Source organism: Aromatoleum petrolei, assembly GCF_017894385.1.
GTDB lineage: Bacteria > Pseudomonadota > Gammaproteobacteria > Burkholderiales > Rhodocyclaceae > Aromatoleum > Aromatoleum petrolei.
In genome coordinates this window covers 3,293,606-3,312,359 of sequence record NZ_CP059560.1, presented here as the reverse complement: position 1 = coordinate 3,312,359, position 18,754 = coordinate 3,293,606, and the positions used below count along the sequence as shown (strand labels likewise).

The 18,754-nt window shown below is 69.9% G+C and carries 18 protein-coding genes and 1 riboswitch; of the genes, 12 read left to right on the top strand and 6 right to left on the bottom strand.

What is annotated here, in order from left to right:
- Window positions 1-160: 160 nt before the first annotated feature.
- The 6 genes from ToN1_RS15100 to ToN1_RS15075 all read right to left on the bottom strand — a co-directional run bounded on the left by ToN1_RS15100 (window position 161) and on the right by ToN1_RS15075 (window position 6,816).
- Window positions 161-1,450 (bottom strand): cobyrinic acid a,c-diamide synthase CobB, encoded by a 1,290-nt coding sequence (locus tag ToN1_RS15100; protein WP_169205818.1) that lies wholly within the window; start codon window positions 1,448-1,450, stop codon window positions 161-163.
- Window positions 1,447-2,295, bottom strand: a complete 849-nt coding sequence (gene cobA, locus ToN1_RS15095; protein WP_169205817.1) for a uroporphyrinogen-III C-methyltransferase — start codon at window positions 2,293-2,295, stop codon at window positions 1,447-1,449. The genes ToN1_RS15100 and cobA overlap by 4 nt, the downstream gene beginning before the upstream one ends.
- 208 nt (window positions 2,296-2,503) lie before the next feature.
- On the bottom strand, window positions 2,504-3,115 hold the full coding sequence (gene cobO, locus ToN1_RS15090; protein ID WP_169205816.1) for a cob(I)yrinic acid a,c-diamide adenosyltransferase: 612 nt from the start codon (window positions 3,113-3,115) through the stop codon (window positions 2,504-2,506).
- Between the two features lie 2 nt (window positions 3,116-3,117).
- The gene (locus ToN1_RS15085) at window positions 3,118-3,903 is read right to left on the bottom strand and encodes an ABC transporter ATP-binding protein (RefSeq protein ID WP_169205815.1); all 786 of its coding nucleotides are present in this window, start codon (window positions 3,901-3,903) and stop codon (window positions 3,118-3,120) included.
- The gene (locus tag ToN1_RS15080; protein ID WP_169205814.1) at window positions 3,900-4,880 is read right to left on the bottom strand and encodes a FecCD family ABC transporter permease; all 981 of its coding nucleotides are present in this window, start codon (window positions 4,878-4,880) and stop codon (window positions 3,900-3,902) included. The genes ToN1_RS15085 and ToN1_RS15080 overlap by 4 nt, the downstream gene beginning before the upstream one ends.
- A gap of 37 nt (window positions 4,881-4,917) precedes the next feature.
- Window positions 4,918-6,816, bottom strand: coding sequence for a TonB-dependent receptor domain-containing protein (locus tag ToN1_RS15075; protein ID WP_169205813.1), 1,899 nt, complete (start codon window positions 6,814-6,816; stop codon window positions 4,918-4,920).
- Between the two features lie 134 nt (window positions 6,817-6,950).
- A riboswitch (cobalamin riboswitch) is annotated at window positions 6,951-7,187 on the bottom strand.
- Between the two features lie 85 nt (window positions 7,188-7,272).
- Here ToN1_RS15075 and cobU point away from each other — a divergent pair.
- From cobU to ToN1_RS15015, 12 genes are all read left to right on the top strand, one after another.
- Entirely contained in the window at window positions 7,273-7,815 is a 543-nt protein-coding gene (gene cobU / locus ToN1_RS15070; RefSeq protein ID WP_169205812.1) for a bifunctional adenosylcobinamide kinase/adenosylcobinamide-phosphate guanylyltransferase, read from the top strand.
- 149 nt (window positions 7,816-7,964) lie between these two features.
- Window positions 7,965-9,401 carry a diguanylate cyclase gene (locus ToN1_RS15065; RefSeq protein ID WP_169205811.1) on the top strand — a complete coding sequence of 479 codons (1,437 nt, stop codon included), beginning with the start codon at window positions 7,965-7,967 and terminating at the stop codon, window positions 9,399-9,401.
- An 85-nt stretch (window positions 9,402-9,486) separates the two neighbouring features.
- A complete protein-coding gene (gene cobT, locus ToN1_RS15060; protein ID WP_169205810.1) occupies window positions 9,487-10,536 on the top strand; it encodes a nicotinate-nucleotide--dimethylbenzimidazole phosphoribosyltransferase in 1,050 nt (349 codons plus the stop codon).
- Between the two features lie 8 nt (window positions 10,537-10,544).
- Complete coding sequence (locus tag ToN1_RS15055; RefSeq protein WP_169205809.1) at window positions 10,545-11,315, top strand: adenosylcobinamide-GDP ribazoletransferase; 771 nt, start codon at window positions 10,545-10,547, stop codon at window positions 11,313-11,315.
- On the top strand, window positions 11,300-11,851 hold the full coding sequence (gene cobC, locus ToN1_RS15050) for an alpha-ribazole phosphatase family protein (RefSeq protein WP_169205808.1): 552 nt from the start codon (window positions 11,300-11,302) through the stop codon (window positions 11,849-11,851). The genes ToN1_RS15055 and cobC overlap by 16 nt, the downstream gene beginning before the upstream one ends.
- A 73-nt stretch (window positions 11,852-11,924) precedes the next feature.
- Entirely contained in the window at window positions 11,925-12,875 is a 951-nt protein-coding gene (gene rfaE1 / locus ToN1_RS15045) for a D-glycero-beta-D-manno-heptose-7-phosphate kinase (protein WP_169205807.1), read from the top strand.
- A gap of 13 nt (window positions 12,876-12,888) precedes the next feature.
- Entirely contained in the window at window positions 12,889-13,851 is a 963-nt protein-coding gene (gene rfaD, locus ToN1_RS15040; protein ID WP_169205806.1) for an ADP-glyceromanno-heptose 6-epimerase, read from the top strand.
- Window positions 13,848-14,903 (top strand): lipopolysaccharide heptosyltransferase II, encoded by a 1,056-nt coding sequence (gene waaF, locus ToN1_RS15035; RefSeq protein ID WP_169205805.1) that lies wholly within the window; start codon window positions 13,848-13,850, stop codon window positions 14,901-14,903. The genes rfaD and waaF overlap by 4 nt, the downstream gene beginning before the upstream one ends.
- Window positions 14,903-16,045: a lipopolysaccharide heptosyltransferase I gene (gene waaC / locus ToN1_RS15030; RefSeq protein WP_169205804.1), complete on the top strand. Its 1,143-nt coding sequence runs from the start codon at window positions 14,903-14,905 to the stop codon at window positions 16,043-16,045. The genes waaF and waaC overlap by 1 nt, the downstream gene beginning before the upstream one ends.
- Window positions 16,045-17,166: a glycosyltransferase family 4 protein gene (locus tag ToN1_RS15025; RefSeq protein WP_169205803.1), complete on the top strand. Its 1,122-nt coding sequence runs from the start codon at window positions 16,045-16,047 to the stop codon at window positions 17,164-17,166. Before waaC ends, ToN1_RS15025 begins: the two co-directional genes overlap by 1 nt.
- Window positions 17,163-17,987, top strand: a complete 825-nt coding sequence (gene rfaP, locus ToN1_RS15020) for a lipopolysaccharide core heptose(I) kinase RfaP (RefSeq protein ID WP_169205802.1) — start codon at window positions 17,163-17,165, stop codon at window positions 17,985-17,987. The genes ToN1_RS15025 and rfaP overlap by 4 nt, the downstream gene beginning before the upstream one ends.
- Window positions 17,984-18,754: a lipopolysaccharide kinase InaA family protein gene (locus tag ToN1_RS15015; RefSeq protein ID WP_169205801.1), complete on the top strand. Its 771-nt coding sequence runs from the start codon at window positions 17,984-17,986 to the stop codon at window positions 18,752-18,754. The genes rfaP and ToN1_RS15015 overlap by 4 nt, the downstream gene beginning before the upstream one ends.

Here is an 18,754-nt window from a genome sequence, read left to right as displayed (position 1 = left end):
GCATCCGCAGCCCGATAGTCGGCCAGTTTACCCCTCGCCATGCACGCCGAACGCCCCCGCCTCTGCCCGCGCCCGGGGGTGCTTCATGCCGAGGCGTCCGCCACGCGCCAACGAGGCGTGGAGCAGCCCCGGACGCGGGCGGATTCGCGCCCCGAATCCATCACCCGAAAAGCCGCGCCACCGCGACAGGATCGGACGGAAAATAGAAATGTACGTAGGACGCCGTCAGCCGCCCCTGCCGGTAGATCGCCTCGCCTTCGCGCCCGTCCGGGGTCTGGGCGCGCACGACGGGCGCGAGCGGGGTGTCACTCTTCGAATAATGGAAGGTGTGGCCGCGCAGGCGCCCCTCGGGCAACTCGGCAACCTGCATCCCCAGCGCGGCGAGCCGCTGCTGCATCACTGCACGCCCGGGCAACAGGCCGGCGAAGGCGTGCATCTGCCCGGCCTTGTCGACGACCGTCTCGAACAGACTCATCATCCCGCCGCACTCGGCGAGCAGCGGCCTGCCCGCCGCCGCGTGTGCGTGCAGGCCGGCAAAGAAATGCGGGTTCTCCGCCAGCGCCTCCCCATGCAGCTCGGGGTAGCCGCCCGGCAGCCACACCGCATCGCAATCCGGCAGCGCCTCGCCGGCGAGCGGCGAGAAGAACGCAAGCCGCGCGCCGAGCTCGCACAAGGTGTCGAGGTTCGCCGGGTAGATGAAGCCGTAGGCCGCGTCGCGCGCGACCGCGACGGTGCGCCCGGCCAGCAGCGGCGACAGTTGCGGCGGCAGCGCGGCGGGGAATTCGACCGGTTCCGGCAGATCGGCCGCGCCGGTCGCCGCAATGCCATCGGCGAAGCGGTCCAGCCGCGTTTCGAGGTCAGCGATCTCGGCCGCCTGCAGGAGGCCCAGGTGGCGCTCGGGCAACCCCGCCTGCGCGTCGCGCGACAGGGCGCCGTACCAGCGCATGCCCTCAGGCAGCGCGTCGCGCAGCATCTCCGCATGGCGCGCGCTGCCGACGTGGTTCGCCAGCACGCCGGAAAACGGCAGCCCCGGCTGGTAATGCGCGAGTCCGCAGGCCACCGCGCCGAAGGTCTGCGCCATCGCGCGCGCATCGATCACCGCCATCACCGGCAGGCCGAATCGCCGCGCGATGTCCGCGCCGGACGGATTGCCATCGTAGAGACCCATCACCCCTTCGACGAGGATCAGGTCGGCCTCGCGCGCGGCCGCGTGCAGGCGCCAAGCCGCATCGGCCTCGCCGCACATGCCCAGGTCGAGGTTGTACACCGGAGCACCGCTCGCAACCGCATGGATCTGCGGATCGAGGAAGTCCGGGCCGCACTTGAACACACGCACGCGCCGCCCCTGCCGCGCGTGCAGGCGTGCGAGGGCAGCAGTGACGGTGGTCTTGCCCTGGCCGGACGCGGGCGCAGCGACGAAGAGCGCGGGGCAGCGTGCGGTGTCGCTCATCGCTCCGCCTCGCCGCGATGCACCGCAGTGCAGCCGGCGTGCGGCGGATGCGCCGCCGGCACGCTGTCCGGCGCGAACCACGCGAGGCGCGGATACAGGCCGACGACATCGCCGACGATGGTCAGCGCCGGTGGGCGGATGCCCTCGTCCGCGACCACTTGTGGCAGCGTTGCGAGCGTGCCGACGGCGACGCGCTGCGCCGGCGTCGTGCCGCGCTCGACGACGCCGGCCGGGGTTTCCGCAGGCAGGCCGTGGGCGACGAGTTCACGGCAGATGTCGGGCAGGCGCGAGATGCCCATGTAGATCACCAGCGTCTGCCCGCGCCGCGCGAGCATGGGCCAGTCGAGATCGAGCGCGCCGTCCTTGAGGAAGCCGGTCGTGAACACCACCGAGCGGGCGTGGTCGCGGTGCGTGAGCGGGATGCCTGCGTAGGCGGCGACGCCCGCTGCGGCGGTGACGCCCGGCACGACCTCGACGGTGATCCCGGCCCCGACCAGCACTTCCATCTCCTCGCCGCCGCGGCCGAAGATGAAGGGGTCGCCCCCCTTCAGGCGCACGACGCGCTTGCCGGCCTGCGCAAGGCGCACCAGCAGCTGGTTGATGTCGTCCTGAGGGAGCGTGTGGTCGGCGGCCTTCTTGCCGACGTAATGGCGCTCGGCGGTCGCGGGCGCGAGGTCGACGATCGCCGGGCTGACGAGGTTGTCGTAGACGACGGCGTCCGCCCCCGCGATGAGGCGCGCGCCGCGCAGGGTCAGCAGTTCCGGGTCACCCGGGCCGGCGCCGACGAGATACACGTGGCCCGCGGCAGGGCCGGGGCGGGGATTCGGGAGGTCGGGAAGGGACATGCGGGTCGCCTCTTGATCGTTGCGCTGGCGATTGGACAATTGAGCGGGTGATCCGGCATCAGGTCGCCGACGTTGCCTCGAACCCGCGCGCGGCGGGGTGTGTTTCGGGCCTCGTTGGCGCGTGGCGGACGCCTCGGGACGAATCACACTCCGCCGCGCGCAGCGCTTTCCTGTGCACAAGGCTTCGCGAAGTTAACAGCTCCGTCCTTCAGAACTCCAGGCCCGGCATCGCCTTCACCCCGGCAGCGAAGGCGTGCTTGACGAGCCCCATGTCGGTCACGGTATCGGCCGCTTCGACGAGCTCCGGCGGCGCCGCACGGCCGGTCACGATCACGTGCTGGTGCGCGGGCCGTGCGAGCAGGTCGGCAATGACGGCGCCCACTTCAAGATAGCGGTACTTCAGTGCGATGTTCAACTCGTCGAGCACCACCAGCCCGATCGCGGGGTCGCGCAGCAGTGCGCGCGCCTGTTCCCACGCGGCCTCGGCGCTCGCCACGTCGCGCGTGCGGTCCTGCGTGTCCCAGGTGAAGCCCTCGCCCATCACGTGCCACACGACACTTGGCTGGCGGCGGAAGAAGGCCTCCTCGCCGGTGTCCGAACGCCCCTTGATGAACTGCACGACGCCGACCTGCATGCCGTGGCCGAGCGCACGTGCGACGACGCCGAAGGCGGCGCTCGATTTGCCCTTGCCGTTGCCGGTATTGACCAGCAGCACGCCGCGCTCGGTCTGCGCGGCGGCGATCTTTTCCTCCACCACCGCTTTCTTGCGCTGCATGCGCTCGGCGTGACGGATGTTCTTCTCGTTGTCCTGTTCGTTCATGCTCAATCCGGGATAAAGAGGATCCGCTCGCCCACGTCGAGGCGACGGATCGGGTGGTCGAAGGCGCGACTGAGGTGGTCCGCCTGCAGGACCTCCTCGCGCGCACCGGCAAGCACGCCGCCCTTGCCGTCAAGCAGGATCACGTGGTCGGCGAAGCGCGTCGCGAGATTGATGTCGTGCAGCACCATGACCACACCGCACCCCTCGCGCTTGAGGCGCGCAAACAGCTCCAGCACGGCGATCTGGTAATGCAGATCGAGGTGGTTGGTCGGCTCGTCGAGCAGGAAGAGCCGCGGCGCCTGCGTCAGCAGCGTTGCGATCGACACGCGCTGACGCTCGCCGCCGGACAGGCTGAGAACGTCCCGCCCGGCGAATTCGGCGAGACCCACTTCGGCCAGCGCCGCCTGTGCGATGGCGATGTCGGCGGCGGTCTCCCAGCCCCAGCGGCCGAGATGCGGATGACGGCCGATCAGTGCCGTCTGCAGCACCGAGGCGGAAAAGTGGTCCGGCTGCTGCTGCGCGAGCAGGCCGCGCAAACGCGCCGCCACGAGGCTGTCCCAGTCCGCGTAGGAGCGTCCGCCGAGGCGCACGCTGCCCACCGTCGGCGCGCGCAGGCCGGCAAGGGTGTGCAGCAGCGTGGTCTTGCCGGCCCCGTTGGGCCCGAGCAGCACCAGACACTCCCCCGCGGCAAGCCGCAGGCTGAACTCGCAGCACAGCCAGCGCTCGCCGACCTGCAGCGCGAGGCGCTCGGCCTCGAGCAGGACGGACGAATCGCCGATGCGCGTCATCGCGAACTCCGCGACAGCAGGAAGAGGAACACCGGCACGCCGATCAGCGCGGTGAGCACGCCGACGGGCAGCTGCACGGGCGCGATGACGGTGCGAGCGGCCGTGTCGGCGAGCGTGAGCAGCGTGCCACCTGCGAGCAGCGCCGCCGGCAGCAGCAGGCGCTGGTCGTTGCCGATGGCGAAGCGCACCAGATGCGGCACGATCAGGCCGACGAAACCCACGGAACCGACCAGCGTCACGGCTGCCGCGGTGAGCAGCGACGCGAGCACGTAGAGCAGGTAACGCAGCCGCCGCACACGCACGCCCAGTGCCGAGGCCGTTGTCTCGCCGCGTGCGAGCACGTTGAGGTCGCGCGCGACCGGTAGCACCGCGACGAGCCCGGCGACGAGCACCGCCAGTGCCGGCCACGGCCGGCTCGCGCCGCTGGCGTCGCCCATCAGCCAGAACAGCATCGACTGCAGGCGCGTGTCCGTCGCCAGCGACAGCATCAGGGTCACCGCCGCGCCGCAGCCGGCCGCGACGATGACGCCCGTGAGCAGCAGCCGTGTCTGCGTCCACGAGCCATCGCCGTGCGCGAGCCCGAACACCACCAGCATCGCCGCCAGCGCGCCGCCGAAGGCCGCCCCGTCGACGACCCAGGACGACGCACCGACCAGCATCGCCGCCAGCGCCCCGACCGCGGCGCCACCGGAGACGCCCAGCACGTAGGGATCGGCCAGCGGATTGCGCAGCAGCACCTGCATCAGCGCGCCGGCCAGCGCCAGCAGCCCGCCGCACACGAACACGGCCACCGCACGCGGCAGGCGCAGCTCGCGCACGACGTCGGCGGCCATGCCTTCGGCGCCACGGAACAGCGCGCCGAAGACGTCGGCCAGACCGATGGGCAGATCACCGGCGGACAGCGCCCACGCCAGCGCGCACACGCCCGCGAGCGTCAGCCCCGCGATCACGAAGCCTGGTGATGTGCGTCCCGGCATGGGTCTCCTGTCATCCGCTCACGACGGCCGCGCGCCCTCACTTGGGCGCGTAGCGCACGCCCACGAAGACGTTGGCGCCCGGCGTGTTGTAATCCTTGATCAGTTCGTACTTCTTGTCGAACAGGTTGTTGATGCGTCCCTCGAGCGACCACGCACGATCGATCGCATAGCGGGCGAACAGATTCACGATGCCGTAGCCGTCGAGGCGGTCGCGCTCGCCGTTGCTGCTGTAGCGCGCGCCGCTTGCAACGAGCTCGCCGCCGGCGAGCAGTTGCCCCATCGAACGGCTCAAACGGAAGCTCGCCGTACGATCGGCGCGACGCTGCAGATGATCCCCCGTATCCTCGTCGCGCGCCTTCAGGAAGTCGATGTTCGCCGAAGCGTGCCAGGCCCCGATGTCCGCACGGCCGCTGAGGCTGACACCCTCGAGTTTCGCCGATGCCACATTGGACGGCATCAACAGCGATACGTCGGGAGCCGGGAACGTCGACTGCCAGTCGATGAGGTTGCGCACCTTGTTGTTGAAGTAGGTCACCGACGCCGCGGCGTTCGTTCCTTCCCAATGCAGCGCGAGTTCGCGATTGCGCCCTTCCTCCGGCTTGACGTCGGGATTGCCGCGGGTGAGGAACGTCATGTCGAAACCGCAGATCGCGGTGGTACAGACGAAGACGTCCTCCGGCCAGTAGAGGTCGTTGAACGTCGGCGCGGCGAACGAGGTGCCATAGGACGCATGGACACGCCACTGGTCGCTCAGCTGGTAGCCGTAGGCGAGCGAGCCGGTGGTCTTGTCCTCGAAGCGCGAATTGTCGTCGTGGCGCAGGTTGGCCTGCAGGCGGCTGCGACCGAAGCTGCCTTGCCAACCCGCCAGCACCGAGCCGACCGAACGGCTGTCGACTGCGATCGGCTGGCCGGTATCGACGTGCTGTTCGAGATACTCGTAGCCGAGCATGACGCGCCCGACGGGCAGGCGGAAAGTGTTCTGCCAGATCACTTGGTCCTGCTCGGTCGTGAAGTGCGCCTCGGGCGAGAACTCGGAGAAACGGTCGCGGCCGTCATCGATCGAACGGCCGACACTCAGCGACGAGTCCCAGATGTCCGTGATGCGGTTCTGGCTGTACAGTTTCAGCGTCGACACGACACTGTCGCTGCGGACGTTCGCAGGCAGCGGCGAAAACTGGTTGTCGTACCAGGCGCGCTGATCGCTATGCAGCACGGACATTCCGACTTCGTGCCCTGCGGCGGGGCGGAACGCGAGGCTACCGGCGAAATTCGTTTCGCGATGACCGTCCTTGTCCGGGTCCGCGACGGCCTTGCGACGCGCGCTGTAGCCTTCGGACTCCGAATAGCCGCCCGAGAGGCTATAGGACCAGCGCTGGTCGGCGCCCGACACGCCGACATTGGCTTCACGGCGTCCGTAGCTGCCTGCGCCGGCGAAGGCGTCGACGCGCGGCCCGCCCGTCTCGCCACGTCGCGTGAAGACCTGGATCACGCCGCCGACCGCGTCACTGCCGTACAGCGCGCTAGCCGGTCCGCGCAGGATCTCGATGCGCTCGATCTGGGACAGCGGGATGTTCTGCGGGGTCGGCTCGCCAAGGGTCGCCGAGCCCGTACGCATGCCATCGACGAGAATCAGCGTGTGGCTCGCCGCACCGCCGCGCAGATAGATGCCCGTCGTGGTCCCCGGGCCGCCCGCCTGCGAGAACTGAACGCTCGCCTGCGCCGCCAGGAATTCGGCCAATGTGGCCTGGCCGGCGAGTTCGATGTCCTCGCGTTCGATGACCGTGAGATCGCTGAGCAGTTCGTTGATCGGGGTCGGCATGCGCGTCGCGGTCACAACGACGGGGTCACCGGTCTTCTCGTTGGCGGCGAGTGCGCCCGAGGTAAACGGCAACGCGGCAGCCACCGCGACGGCGATGGCGGACAGGCGGATGTTCATTATTGGGATTCTCCCTGCGCCGGCAGTCGCGTCCCCGCAATGCCGGTCATCTTCACAATGGAAGCGCCGCCCGGGGAAACCACACGTCGAGTCGCTGCAATGCACGCCCGTCACCGCATCCCCGCGGCACTTCCGCCTTCTCGTGTCCGGGCCGGTATCCGGGCTCGTGGGCTGGACGGTGCTCCATGGCGGAGCCCGCTCCGAGCGCATCGCCTTCCCGGACTCTCGTCCAGTGGCGGTTGGATGCGCCTTGCGTCCACTTACCGTTGCGGGGGCAGCACAGGCATTGCGAGGGAGGCTCGGGGAGCCGTTCGCGCACCTGTTTCCCGTTTAACCCTCGGGCGGGAGTCGCCGTCGGGCACCTGTAACACGTCGCACCCGAAAACGGGCGCGGGGCGGATAATAGCGCGTTCCGCAATTTTGCGCAGCGCAGAAAAAGCGCGCAATTCCAAAGACATGTCCGCTCACCTCATTCTCGGTGGCGCGCGCTCGGGCAAGAGCCGCCACGCCGAAAGCCTCGCCACCGCAAGCGGCCTGCCGGTCACCGTGATCGCCACCGCCGAAGCCCTCGACGACGAGATGACGGCCCGCATCCGCCGCCACCAGGAAGACCGCCCGGCCGGCTGGCGCACGGTCGAGTCACCGATCATGCTCGCGGCAACGCTGGCGCGCGAAGCCGGCGAAGGCCGCTGCGTGATCGTCGACTGCCTGACGCTGTGGCTCTCCAACCTGCTGGCAGGCGCCGACATCCCGACCGGCACCGACCTGCCGCCGGTGCTCGAAGCGGAACGTGCAGCGCTGCTCGAGATTCTGCCGACACTGCGCGGCGAGGTGCTGCTCGTCGCCAACGAGGTCGGCCTGGGCCTCGTCCCGGACACCCCTCTCGGGCGCGTGTTCCGCGACGAGGCGGGCCGCCTGAACCAGATGACCGCTACCGCCTGCGCGCGCGTCACCTTCGTCGCCGCGGGCCTGCCGCTGACACTCAAGGGCGGCGCCTGAGGGAAAACCGCAACACTGCGACCTGGCGCTACCCATGCCGGGGTGGATTTCTTGTACGCTGAGCGCGTTTGCCTCCTAGAATTGCAGGCTCGTAACAAGATCTGATCGACAGGGCAGTCATGGACGTTGTCGCGCAACCGACTGGCGGGATGATCGAACGCCGCACGGCGTTCGATGCCGCACGCCTGCGCCTCGCCCTGCTGATCCCGCTGAGCCTTCCCGTCGCGGCCTTTGCGCAGGCCGATGCCCAACCGGAGGCCGAGAAGCTCCTGGCGAACCTGCTGGCCACGATCTTCTACGTCGGCTTTGCAGCCGCCCTGCTGCTCAACAAGCTGCTCCAATTCCTCGCCAACCGCGACCGCAGTTACATCATTTACGCAGGATTCGCATTCGGCACCGGCCTCAGCCTGCTTGCCGTCGGCCTGCTCCACGGCTTTTCGCCCGGAGGAACGGACGGTGGCTGGGCCAAGACCGCAGAGCCCTTGGGCCTGGCCCTCGCCGGCGTGTCGGCAGCCCTGTTAAATCGAGAATACCTGCGCACCGCGACCCTTTCGCCGCGCCTCGACCTTGCACTCAAGGTCTTCACGGCACTGTTCGGCGTCGCGCTGGCAGGCGCCTTCGTGCTGCCAGGCGATTACGCGAACACGTTGATCGCCGGCATCAGCCCGGCCTTCGCACTGCTGGCGATCGCGTGCGCGGCGCATGGCCGTCAGCAGAAACTGCCGGGAGCGCGGCTTCTCATTGCCGGCTGGACCGCCATGCTCGTCGGCGCGGCGCTCTTCCTCGCCACCCACACGGGGGTGCTGCGCGCGGAAGGGTTGCCGGTTCACGCGATCCAGCTTGCATGGACGTTCGGCGTGCTGACGATGTCGCTCGCGCTGGCCGAACGCACCGGCTCGAACTGGCGCGAGCGCGCCGCCCGACACGCCGACGAGGTCGCCAGCCTGGAGCATTCGATCGAAACCTTGCAGGCATCGGAGCAGTTCCTCACCCAGGGCATGGCGCAACGCAGCCACGAGATCGAATCCCTCGCCCTTCGCCTGCAGGAGAGCGAGCAGCGCTTCCAGGAACTGTCGCATCACGATCCGCTCACCGGCCTGGCCAACCAGCTCCTGCTCACCGACCGCATCGACCAAGGCATCATCCGCGCCAAGCGTCACAACACCCGCATCGGCGTCGTGATGCTCGACCTCGATGAGTTCAGCTCGATCAACGACAGCTACGGGCAGCACGTCGGCGACGAGATCCTCAAGATCGTCGCGCAGCGCCTGCGCAGCATCGTGCGCGAACAGGACACCGTGGCACGCCCGGAGAACGACCAGTTCGTGATCGCGCTCGAGGAGGTGTTCGACATGGACGACCTGCAGCGCGTCGCGAACGCCGTCACCACGGTGGCGGGAGAGGCGATCCAGATTGACGGGCAGACGTTCATGCTCGATGTTTCGATGGGCTGCGCGATCTCGAGCAATGAAGGCGCCAACGCCCTCACCCTGCTCAAGCAGGCAAGCAAGCTCATGCGCCGCGCCAAGGAAGGCAAGCGCCTCAACCGCCAGCACGGCACCGCCCGCAGCATCGCCCAGGCGTGAGGCTCGCGGCGCGGGCCGCGTGCCACCGCGGCACAGGCTGCGTGCTACCATCGCAGCCCTTTCAGGGCACATGCATACCGCCACCATGACATTTCAGATCTGCGCGCCCGACCGCGCGCTCGCGGCCGATCTCCAGCACCGCATCGACAACAAGACCAAGCCGCTGGGCGCCCTGGGCCGCCTGGAGCCGCTGGCGCTGCAGCTGGGGCTCATCCAGCAGACCCTCAGCCCGGAACTGCGCCAGCCGCACATCATGGTCTTCGCCGGCGACCACGGCGCGGCGCGCGCAGGGATTTCGGCCTTCCCGCAGGACGTCACCTGGCAGATGGTCGAGAACTTCCTCGCCGGCGGCGCGGCGATCAACGTGTTCAGCCGCCAGATGGGGCTGGGGCTCACCGTCATCGATTGCGGGGTGAACCACGAATTCGGCCAGCGACCGGGCCTCATCAACGCCAAGCTCGGCCCCGGCACGGCAAACTACCTCGACGCGCCGGCGATGAGCGCCGAGCAGGCGGATGCCGCGCTCGCCCGCGGCCGCGAACTCGCCCACACGCTCGCCGCCAACGGCTGCAACGTGGTCGGCTTCGGTGAAATGGGCATCGGCAACACCGCCGCGGCCTCGCTGCTCACACACTGCCTGATCGGCGATGCCGGCGGCGCAGATCTCGTCACCGTAACGGGCCGCGGCACCGGCCTCGACGACGCCGGCCTCGTGCGCAAGCGCGAACTGCTCGGCCAGGCGCTCGCCCGCGGCGGACGCCCCACCGATCCCCGCGCCGCGCTCGCCGAGTACGGCGGCTTCGAAATCGCAGTGATGGCCGGCGCGATGCTGGGCGCCGCGGAAAAGCGCATGACGCTGCTGATTGACGGCTTCATCGTCACCTCGGCATTGCTCGTCGCGCACGCGATCGCGCCCGCGATCCTCGATTACTGCGTGTTCGCACACCGTTCGAAGGAGCCCGGCCACACGGCACAGCTGAAGCACTTCGGCGTCGATCCGCTGATGGAGCTCGACCTGCGCCTCGGCGAAGGCACCGGTGCCGCACTCGCCTTCCCGCTGCTGCAGGCGGCGGCGAACTTCCTCAACGAGATGGCGAGCTTCGATTCGGCCGGCGTCAGCGACAAGAACGCCTGACAGCCCGGATGCGCTACCAGCTTGAACTCTTCTTCACCGCGCTGGGCTTCTTCACGCGCCTGCCGGTGCCAGCGTGGGTACCGTGGTCGCCCGAGCGCCTGAACCACGCCGCGCGCTACTTCCCGCTGGTCGGCTGGGTGGTCGGCGGCATAGGCGCGGCGAGCTGGCTGGCGCTCGCGCAGTTCCTCCCGCCCACCCTCGCGGTGCTGCTGTCGATGGCGGTGACGATCCGCGCCACCGGCGCCTTCCACGAGGACGGCTGGGCCGACGCCTGCGACGGACTGGGCGGCGGCTGGGACAAGTCCCAGGTGCTGACGATCATGAAGGACTCGCGCATCGGCAGCTACGGCACCGTGGGCCTCGTGCTGATGCTGCTGGCGAAGGCCGCGGCGCTGGTCGAACTGGCCGCAGCGGGCGCGACCGCCGTCGCCATCGCATTGCTCGTCGCGCATCCGCTGTCGCGGCTCGCCTCGACCAGCCTGATCCACACCCTCGAATACGTGCGCGAGGACGAGACGGCGAAGGCGAAGCCGCTTGCGCGCCGGCTTTCGACGCCCGAACTCACGATCGCGACGACCTTTGGCGTCCTGCCGCTCGCGCTGCAGGCGCCGCAGGAAGCGGCCGCCGCGCTGATCGCGACCGTCGCCGTGACCGGGTGGGCCGCGCGCTACTTCGTACGCCGCCTCGGCGGCTACACCGGCGACCTGCTGGGCGCGACGCAGCAGGCGACCGAACTGGCGATCTATCTGGGCATCCTCTCGGCATGGAACTTCACCTGATCCGCCACCCCCGGCCGGACGTTCCGGCGGGCGTGTGCTACGGACAGTCGGACGTCGGCCTCGCGGAATCCGCCGCGGAGGTCGCGGCGCGGTTGCGCCCGCTGCTGCCGGCAGACTATGTGCTGCACGCGAGCCCGCTCGCTCGGGCGCGCCTGCTCGCTGCCGAACTCGGCGCCCCGGTTCTCGACGATCGCCTCAAGGAAATGCACTTCGGCGAATGGGAACTGCGCCCCTACGCCGACATCGGCACCGCGATCGACACCTGGGCCGACGACCCCCTGGGCTTCCGCGCCCCCGGCGGCGAATCGGCGCGCGACATGAGCGTGCGGGTCTTGCACTGGCTCGACGCCCTGCGCGCCGCAGCGCCCGCTGCCCCCGTCGTCGTGGTCGCCCACGGCGGCCCGCTGCGCGCGATCGCCGGCCACCTGCTGGGCCTGCCCCCCGAACGCTGGCTGGGCCTCGATTTCGCCTGCGGCCACGTCGCGCGCCTCGACGTCGAAGACTGGGGCGTCGTGCTGAGGTGGTTCAACCGCTGAAACATCGCGCACTACCCGGTTCGTGGGATAATCGCAGACTTTTCAACGCGCTGCCCGTAGCAGTCCTTCCCTGATGCTGCCTTCCCTGCCCGATTTTTCCGCCGGTCGCGTCCTCGTCGTCGGCGACGTGATGCTCGACCGCTACTGGCACGGCTCGACGACGCGCATCTCGCCCGAGGCGCCGGTGCCGGTCGTCAAGGTAGAGGGGGACGAATTCCGCGCCGGCGGCGCCGGCAACGTCGCGCTCAATGCGGCTTCGCTCGGCGCCGGCGCCGAGATCGTCGGCCTCGTGGGCCGCGACGAGGCCGCACGCCTGCTGCGCGAGCGGCTCGAATCCGGCGGCGTCGCGTGCCGCCTGCTGGAAGCGCCGCAACACCCGACGATCACCAAGCTGCGCATCATCAGCCGCCACCAGCAACTCATCCGCCTCGACTTCGAGGACAACTTCGCGGTACTCGAGAGCGCCGGCATCGAGCAGGCTTTCGAGGACGCGATCGGTGCGAGCGGTGCGGTGGTGCTATCCGACTACGGCAAGGGCACGCTGGCGCAGGTCGGCAGCCTGATCCGCGTCGCGCGAGAACGCCGGGTGCCGGTGGTGGTCGATCCCAAGGGCACGGACTTCGGCCGCTACTGCGGCGCGACCGTGATCACCCCGAACCTGTCCGAATTCGAGGCGGTCGTGGGCCATTGCGCCGACGAGGCGACCCTGCGCCAGCGCGGCGAGGCGCTGCGTGACGCGCTGGATCTCGAGGCCCTGCTCGTCACCCGCTCCGAGCGCGGCATGACGCTGCTGCAGAAGGGCCAGGCGCCGCTCGACCTGCCGACCCGCGCACGCGACGTGTTCGACGTCACCGGCGCGGGCGACACGGTCGTCGCGGTGCTCGGCGCGGGGCTCGCCTGCGGCCTGTCGCTGCCCGACGCGACGGCGCTCGCCAACGTCGCGGCCGGGGTCGTCGTCGGCAAGCTCGGCACGGCCACCGTCAGCCGCGAGGAACTGCGCGACGCGCTCGGCGCCGCGCACTGATCAAGGAGTCATCATGTACATCGTCACCGGCGGCGCCGGCTTCATCGGCAGCAACATCGTGCAGGGCCTCAACGCCCGCGGCATCACCGACATCCTGGTCGTCGACGACCTCACCGACGGCCGGAAGTGCCTCAACCTCGCCGATGCGCACATCCGCGACTACGCGGACAAGGACGACTTCCTGCGCCGCCTCCAGGCCGGCGAGGACTTCGGCCGCATCGAGGCGGTGTTCCACGAGGGCGCCTGCTCCTCAACCACGGAGTGGGACGGGCGCTTCGTGATGAGCGTGAACTACGAATACACCAAGGCCCTGTTCGCCTGGTGCGTCGAGCGCGGGATTCCCTTCCTGTACGCGTCCTCGGCCTCGGTCTACGGCATGGGCCCGACCTTCCGCGAGGCGCGCGAATTCGAGCGCCCGCTGAACATGTACGCGTACTCGAAGTTCCTCTTCGACTGCCACCTGCGCCCCCTGATGCCGAACATCAAGAGCCAGGTCGCGGGCCTGCGCTACTTCAACGTCTATGGCCCGCGCGAGCAGCACAAGGGCAGCATGGCGAGCGTCGCCTACCACTTCAAGAACCAGCTCGCGGAAAGCGGGCGGCTCCGCCTCTTCGAAGGCTCGGACGGCTACGGCCCGGGCGAGCAGCGGCGCGACTTCATCCACGTCGATGACGTCGTCGCGGTGAACCTGTGGCTGCTCGACAACCCGCAGGTGTCGGGCATCTTCAACGTCGGCACCGGCCGCGCCCAGAGCTTCAACGAAGTCGCGCGCGCCGCGATCAATTGGAGCAAGGCGGCCGGCGGAGGCGGCGGCATCGACTACATCGCCTTCCCCGAGCACCTCAAGGGCCGCTACCAGAGCTTCACCGAGGCCGACATGGGCGCCCTGCGCGCCGCGGGCTACGCGAGTGAATTCATGCCGGTCGAGGTCGGCGTGCCGAAATACATGGAATGGCTGGCGCAGAACCTGGGATGACGCAGCTGCGGCAGGTCCTGGTGGTCGGCCCCTCGTGGGTCGGGGACATGGTGATGGCGCAGAGCCTCTTCATGACCCTTCAGGCGGAGGGCCCGTGCGAGATCGACGTGCTCGCGCCGGGCTGGTCGCTGGCGATCCTCGAACGCATGCCCGAGGTGCGCGGCGGCATCGCGATGCCGCTGGGCCACGGCCAACTGGGCCTCAAGGAGCGCTGGCGGCTCGGACGCGAACTGGCGAAGCGCCGCTACGACCAGGCCATCGTGCTGCCCGGTTCGCTGAAGTCCGCGCTCGCCCCCTTCTTCGCCGGCATCCCGCGGCGCACCGCGTTCCGCGGCGAGATGCGCTACGGCCTCGTGAACGACATGCGACCGCTCGACAAGGCCGCGCTGCCGATGACGGTGCAGCGCTTCGTCGCGCTCGGCCGTGCCGCCGGCAAGCCCCTGCCGCAGCCCTTCCCGCGCCCGCGTCTGGTCGCCAACCCGGCCAACCAGACGCGCCTGTGCAGCGAACTGGGCCTCGACGCGGCGCGCCCCGCAATCGCCTTCATGCCCGGCGCCGAGTACGGCCCCGCCAAGCAGTGGCCGCTCGCCCACTATGGCGCGCTCGCCGCGCTGCTCGTCGCACGCGGCTACCAAGTATGGGTGCTGGGCTCCGCCAAGGACGCCCCCGCCGGCGAGGAGATCGCCGCGCACGCGGGAGAGGGCAAAGGTGAGGGCGTGCATAACCTGTGCGGCCGCACCCAGCTCGGCGATGCCGTCGACCTGCTGGGGCTATGCGCCGCGGCGGTCACCAACGACTCAGGGCTGATGCACGTCGCTGCGGCGCTGGACCGGCCCCTGGTCGCGGTATACGGCTCCTCGACCCCCGACCACACGCCGCCGCTCTCCGAGCGCGTCGCGGTGCGCTACCTGCGTCTCGAATGCTCGCCCTGCTTCAAGCGGGTGTGCCCGCTCGGCCACACCCGCTGCCTGCACGAGATCACGCCCGACAGCGTGCTCGCCGCCCTCGTGACGCTGGGCGTCGCGGCGCAGGACGCGCGCGGAGCCGCCTGATGCGCGTCCTGGTCATCAAGACCTCGTCGCTCGGCGACGTCATCCACACGCTGCCGGCACTCACCGATGCCGCGCGTGCGATCCCCGGCATCCGCTTCGACTGGGTCGTCGAGGAAGCCTTCGCCGAGATCCCGTCCTGGCACCCGGCCGTCGACGAGGTGATCCCGGTCGCGGTGCGACGCTGGCGCAAGTCGCCGCTGGCGGCGCTGCGCAGCGGCGAATGGCGGCGCTTCACGCGGCGCATGCAGCAGGTCCGCTACGACGCGACGATCGACGCGCAGGGCCTGATCAAGAGCGCCTTCCTGACACGCTACGCCAGCCGCCCCGTGCACGGCCTGGACCGCAATTCGGCGCGCGAGCCCTTCGCGACGCGCTTCTACACCCACACCCACGCGGTGCCCATCGGCCGTCACGCGGTCGAGCGCGTGCGCGAACTCTTCGCCCGCGCGCTCGGCTACCCGCTGCCCGAAGGCCCCGGCGAATACGGCCTGGACCGCCGCCGCGTGCTGCCGCCCGGCCGCGATGCCGGCGATTACCTGCTGTTCCTGCACGGCACGACGTGGACGACCAAGCACTGGCCGGAAATCTATTGGCGGCGTCTGCTCGAGCTCGCCCGCGACGGCGGCTGGGCCGTGCGCCTGCCCTGGGGCAACGACGAGGAGCGCGCGCGCGCCGAACGCCTCGCGCGAGACCTACCGAACGTCAGTGTGCTGCCGCGCCTAAAGCTCGCCGGCATCGCCGCCCAGCTCGCCGGCGCGCGCGCTTGCGTCGCCGTCGACACCGGCCTCGGCCATCTCGCCGCGGCCTTCGACGTGCCGACGCTGTCGCTTTTCGGCCCGACCAACCCCGGCTTCACCGGCGCCTGGGGGCACAATCAGTTCCATTTCGCCTCGAACCTACCCTGCGCCCCCTGCCTGCAGCGCCGCTGCACGCACGAGCCGAGCGCCGACGAGCGTGCCCGCTTCGACCTCGCCACCGAACAGCCGCTGTGCTTCACCCGCCTCGCGCCGGATCGCGTGTGGCGCGCGCTGCAGTCGGTGATCGCCGACGGCACGCCGTGCGAGGAAGCCCTGTGCGCCACGCCGGACCCGGACGACGGCCGCCCGGTGCTACGACCCGTATTCGACCGCAAGGCCCGCTGATGCAGCTCGCGTTCTGCCTGTACAAGTACTTCCCCTTCGGCGGCCTGCAGCGCGACTTCCTGCGCATCGCGCTGACCTGCCAGGCGCGCGGCCACGACATCCGCGTGTACGCCCTCGAATGGGACGGCGAAGTGCCGCCCGGCTTCGAGCTCGTGCGCGTGCCGGTGAAGGCCTTCGCGAACCACCGCCGCTACGCCAAATTCACCGAGTGGGTGCAGGCCGACCTCGCGCGCCGCCCCGCCGACCGCGTCGTCGGCTTCAACAAGATGCCGGGCCTCGACGTGTACTACGCCGCCGACCCGTGCTTCGAGGACAAGGCGCGCCGCCTGAGGAAACCCCTCTACCGCTACAGCCCGCGCTACCGCCACTTCTCGGCCTACGAGCGCGCGGTATTCGCACCCGAGGTGCATACCGAGATCCTCACCATCTCGCCCGCACAGCAGGCCCTCTTCGCCAAGTACTACGGCACGCCGCAGCGCCGCTTCCACCCACTGCCGCCGGGCATCGCGCCCGACCGCCGCGCCCCGGCGAACGCCGCCGAGATCCGCGCCGCCTTCCGCCGCGAGTTCCGCCTCGGCGACGACGACCTGCTCATCGTGCAGATCGGCTCCGACTTCCCGCGCAAGGGTCTCGATCGAACGCTCGCGGCGATCGGCGCCCTGCCCGAAGCGCTCAAGCGCCGCACCCACCTCGTCGCGCTCGGCGCCGACGATCCCAAACCCTTTCTCGACCAGGCGCGCACGCTGGGCATCGCCGAGCGCGTGTCGCTGCCCGGCGGACGCAGCGACGTGCCGCGCTTCCTGCTCGGCGCGGACCTGTTCACCCACCCGGCGCGCCACGAAAACACCGGCACGGTGCTCCTCGAAGCGCTCGTCGCGGGACTACCCGCGCTGGTCAGCGGCGCCTGCGGCTACGCCCACTACATCGCGGACGCCGATGCCGGCCGAGTCATCGCAGAACCTTTCGACCAGACCGCGATGAACGCTGCCCTCGCCGAGATGCTCGGCGATGACGCTGCACGCGCCCAGTGGCAGCGCAACGCCCTCGCGTATGCGGACAGCCACGACCTCTACAGCCTTCCCGAGCGCGCCGCCGACGTGATCCTCGGTTCGCGCAGATGAACACGGTCGTCCTCGCCGAGCCCTTCGCCACCCTGTGGGCGGGTCGCGACCCTTTCGAGGCCGCCGCCGCGCTCACCGGCACGGTGGTGCGCGATCTCGAAGGCCGGCGCACCTTCCGCTTCGAGGTCGAGGGACGCGGCTATTACGCCAAGCTGCACCGCGGCGTCGGTTGGGGCGAAATCCTCGAGAACCTCGTGCGCCTGCGCCGCCCGGTGCTCGGCGCCGAGAACGAATGGCGCGCGATCCAGGCCTTCCACGCGCACGGACTGGGCACGATGACGGCGGTGGCCTACGGCGACCGCGGCCACGGGCCGGCGCGGCGCGAGTCCTTCCTGATCACCGAGGCGCTGGAACCGACGGCGGACCTCGACACCTACACCCGCGGCTGGGCCGACAGCCCGCCGCCGGTCGCGCTCAAGCGTGCGCTGCTCAGGGAGGTCACGCGCATCGCGCGCGGCATGCACGAGGCCGGCATCAACCATCGCGACTTCTACCTCGTGCACTTCCTGCTCGATCTCGACCCGCCGCCAGCGCCGGACCGCCTGCGCCTGTCGGTGATCGACCTGCACCGCGCCCAGCTGCGCGAACGCACACCGCGGCGCTGGCGCGACAAGGACCTCGCGGCGCTGTACTTCTCGGCGCTCGACATCGGCCTCACGCAGCGCGACAAGCTGCGCTTCCTGCGCGACTATTTCCCCAGCCCGCTGCGCGAAACGCTCAAGCGCGAAGCCCGCCTCCTCGCCCACCTCGAACGCGAGGCCGCCCGCCTCAAGCGCCGCTACGCGCGCAAGTTCGCCCACCGGCCGGCGTTACAGCGATGAGCAGTTGGAAGCTGAACGCGGACTACCTGCGCACCAACGGCAATGAAGCCGCGTTGCGCGCCGCCTTCGGCTCGCTCGACGCGGTGTTCGCGCTCACCGGCCAGCGGGTCGCGCGCGACCCACTCTCCGAAGTGCTGAAGGTCGAGGTCGCCGGCCGCCACTACTACGTCAAGCGCTACCACGGCGCCGGCAAGCACCTGCGGCGCTGGCTGGGCCGCCCGCGCGTGAAGGCGGAATGGCAGAACCTGCGCCACTTCGCCGCCTGGGGTATTCCGACCGCGACGGTCGTCGCCTGGGGCCTGGAGCGCAAGCTGGGCGCCTTCGACCGCGGCGCGATGATCACCGCCGAGCTGGCGCGCACGACCGACCTCGCCCGGCTCGCCAATACCCGCGACGCACGCCTCAAGGACCGCCGCTGGGTCGCCGGCGTGTCGCGGCAGCTCGCGGACATCACACGCACGCTGCATGCGCACAGCTTCGCGCACAACGACCTGAAGTGGCGGAACCTGCTCGTCGATGAAGGCAGCGGCGGCAATCAACCACGTCTTTTCCTCATCGACTGCCCAGGCGGCACCTTCTGGTGGGGCCCCTTTCTCGCCTACCGTGTGATCAAGGACCTCGCCTGCCTCGACAAGGTCGCCAAATATCACCTCACGCGCACGCAGCGCCTGCGCTTCTACCTCGACTACGCCGACAAACGCCGTCTCGACGCGACCGACAAGGCTCGCATCCGGCGCATCACCGCCTTCTTCGAAGGACGCGAGTAA